The 3,298-nt window shown below is 72.8% G+C and carries 2 protein-coding genes and 1 pseudogene; 1 reads left to right on the top strand and 2 read right to left on the bottom strand.

Annotated elements, in window-relative coordinates; genetic code table 11:
* Window positions 1-1,102 (bottom strand): phospholipase domain-containing protein (locus AE652_RS33565; RefSeq protein WP_049658528.1); only part of this gene is annotated, 1,102 nt, incomplete at its 3' end.
* Window positions 1,103-1,241: 139 nt separating this feature from the next.
* Window positions 1,242-2,444: pseudogene (locus AE652_RS49580) on the bottom strand (alkaline phosphatase family protein); the annotation flags it as partial.
* 110 nt (window positions 2,445-2,554) lie between these two features.
* On the opposite strand from AE652_RS49580, the gene AE652_RS33580 reads away from it, so the two are divergent.
* Window positions 2,555-3,205: a CatB-related O-acetyltransferase gene (locus tag AE652_RS33580; RefSeq protein WP_049658533.1), complete on the top strand. Its 651-nt coding sequence runs from the start codon at window positions 2,555-2,557 to the stop codon at window positions 3,203-3,205.
* Window positions 3,206-3,298 lie beyond the last annotated feature (93 nt).

A 3,298-nucleotide genomic window follows, 5' to 3' on the forward strand; every position in this document is an offset into this window, starting at 1 on the left:
GGCGGGTGAGGGCGGTGGTGGCGGTGAGGGTGGCGGTGACGGTGGCGGGGCGGCCGGGCAGCAGGACGGGTTCGTCGATGGTGGTGGAGGCGGCGCCGAGGGCGAGGTCGACGGTGAGGGGGTCGGCCAGGCCGAGGGCGGGGTCGGTGACGGTGCGGTCGTCCCAGGGGAAGCGGCCTGCGATGCGGCGGCGGAAGGCGAGGTCGCCCTGGACGGCGACGGCGACGTCGTACCAGCCCTCGGGGCCGACCTTGAGGTTGACGGTGCGGTCGTCGCCGGCCGCGACCCGTACCTCGCGCAAGCCGTCGCCGTAGGCGAGGTCGCCGACGAGGAAGGTCTGGGCGGTGCGCGAGCGGTTGATGACGTCGACCTCCAGCACCTTGCCGCCGCCCTCCTCGGAGAGCGAGACCTCGTAGCCGGAGGCGGTGTCGCCGCGCAGGTGCCACAGGGCGCCGTCGGGGCCGTGGACGCGCAGGTCGTAGCCGGCCGGGCCGACCTTCCAGACGTCGGACAGGCGGCTCCTGGCGGCGACGGTGTAGTGCTTGGGGGCCTCGCCGGGGGCGGGGTAGACGGCGAAGACGGCGCCCTGGCGGCCCTGGTTGACGAAGTCGAGGGTGAGTTCGTCGCCCTTGAGGCGGGGCTTGACCAGCAGGTTGTAGGGGGCGGGGCGGGAGGAGCGGGTGCCGCGCTGCTGTTGGGGGAAGGTCTGCGGGCTGGGCACGGTGGGGGCGGGGAGCTTGCCGGTGTCGTCGACCTTGCGGCGGTTGCCGCTGGTGTCGGGCAGCTGCGGCCAGGCGGGGTTGCGGCCGGAGAAGTCGAAGACGTTGGTGAGGTCGCCGCAGACGGCGCGCCGCCAGGGGCTGATGTTGGGTTCCTGGACGCCGAAGCGCTGTTCCAGGAAGCGCAGGACGGAGGTGTGGTCGTAGACGGTGGAGTCGACGACGCCGCCGCGGGTCCACGGGGAGACGACGACCATCGGCACCCGGACGCCCAGGCCCATCGGGTAGGGGCCGGAGACCAGGGTCTCGCCGGCGGGGAGGGTGGCGGACCAGCCGAGGGTGCCGTCGGCGGCCTTGACCCGGTACTTCCCGTCCTGGCCCACCACCCGGTGGTAGGTGGAGCCGCCCTTGGCGACGCGGACGACGACCTCGCCGTCGACCGGGACGTTGGACTTGCCGCGGCCGTCGGCCAGCGGCGGGACGGGCGGCAGCTGGAGGCAGCTGGTGGTCGAAGAAGCCGCCGTGCTCGTCGTAGTTGAGGATGAAGACGGTCTTCTGGAACACCTCGGGCTTGGCGGCGAGCGCGGAGAGCAGCCGGGCGGTGAGGTGTTCGCCGTTCGGCGGCGCGTAGTTGGCGTGCTCGGACAGGGCGGCGGGGGCGACGATCCAGGAGACCTGCGGGAGGCGGTCGGCCTGGACGTCGGCGGTGAAGGCCTCGACGAGGGCGTCGCCCATGGCGAACGGGTCCTTCGCCTTGGCCGGGTCGCCGACGGCGCGCATGCCGCGCTCGTACAGCGGCTCGCCGGGCTTGGCCTTGACGAAGGGGGTGAACCAGGCGAGGGCGTTGTCGTCGAAGTTGTCGAGGGCCTGGTAGGTCCTCCAGCTGACGCCGGCCTTCTCCAGGCGCTCGGCGTAGGTGGTCCACTCGTAGCCGCCGGGGATCTCGGTGTTGTCGGTCACCGGGGTGTCCCGCACGGTGCCGCCGCTGGTGCCGGTCATCGCGTGGTCGCGGTTGGTGTTGGTGTTGCACTGCGTCGAGGAGTAGTAGGCGTCGCAGACCGTGAACACCGAGGCGAGGGCGTGGTAGAAGGGCATGTCGGCGGGCTCGTAGTAGCCCTGGCCGAGCCAGCCGGAGGAGCGGCGGGTGACGGAGCCGTCGGCGCGCCCGTCGTTCCAGGCGCTCATCGAGTCGCCGTAGCCGAAGGACGGCGCGCCCTGCTGGTAGGCGCTGGTGTGGGCGGCGTTCATCGCGAAGGGCAGCAGGTAGCCCTCCTTGCGGCCGGGGTCGGGCTGGTGGAACACCGAGCGGCCGTCGACGCCGCGTACGGCGGTGCGGTCGCCGAAGCCGCGCACGCCCGCCAGGGTGCCGAAGTAGTGGTCGAAGGCGCGGTTCTCCTGCATGAACACCACGACGTGCTGGATGTCCGCCAGCCGTCCGGGCCGGGCCGGTGCGGCGAGGGCCTGCTGGACGCTGATGGGGAGGGCGGACAGCACCGCGGCCGCCGCCGCGCCGCCGAGGACGCTGCGGCGCGACAGTTCGGGCTTCGGACTCATGGGGGTGGGGCTCCTTGCTGACGGACCGCGAGTGTTCGGTACGGGGGCCGGCCGCGCGGTTCGGACCGGACCCGTTATGTGTACGAGACCGAGGTGGACGCGGCCGTGGTGTCCGATGACCGGCCGATGACCGTCAGGAGGCTCCGAGCTGTACAGACAACTTGACGTCATTTGATCAAGAAAGGCGGCCGGTGCGGGGAAAACCCGCCGGACCGCCGCGCCGTCCGATGGATCATGGAACCCCTGATGTCCCGTCAACACGAGAGCGGTGCCCCCTGGTGATCCCCGCCGTGCCCGACCCGACCGTGCTGCACCCCTTCCCCGAACAGCCGCGGGTGGTGCTCCTCAAGCCGCTGCTCACCTCGCCGCTGATCGAGGTCGGCGAGTACTCGTACTACGACGACCCGGACGACCCGACGGCCTTCCAGACCCGCAACGTGCTCTACCACTACGGGCCGGAGAAGCTCGTCATCGGGAGGTTCTGCGCCTTCGCCACCGGGGTGCGGTTCGTCATGAACGGCGCCAACCACCGGATGGACGGGCCCTCCACCTTCCCCTTCCCCATCATGGGCGGCTCCTGGGCCGAGCACCTCGACCTGATCACCGGCCTGCCCGGGCGCGGCGACACCGTCGTCGGCCACGACGTGTGGCTCGGCTACCGCGTCACCGTCATGCCCGGGGTGCGCATCGGCCACGGCGCCGTCGTCGCCGCCGGATCCGTCGTCACCTCCGACATCCCCGACTACGCCGTCGCCGGCGGCAACCCGGCCAAGGTGATCCGGCTGCGGTACGACCAGGCCGACATCGCCCGCCTGCTGGACCTCGCCTGGTGGCACTGGCCCGCCGAGCACCTCACCCGCCACCTGCGCACCGTCATGTCCGGCACCGTCGACGAGCTGGCGGCCGCCGCCCCCGGCACGCCCGGCGCCTGATCCCGCGTACGGTGCCGGGCCCGCGGCCGGGGCCGCTCCCCCGCCGCGGGCCCGTCGCCGTCCCCCGGCTGCGGCCGTCCTCGGGCCGCGGCC

The sequence above is a fragment of the Kitasatospora sp. MY 5-36 genome, from assembly GCF_001182915.1.
Lineage (GTDB): Bacteria > Actinomycetota > Actinomycetes > Streptomycetales > Streptomycetaceae > Kitasatospora.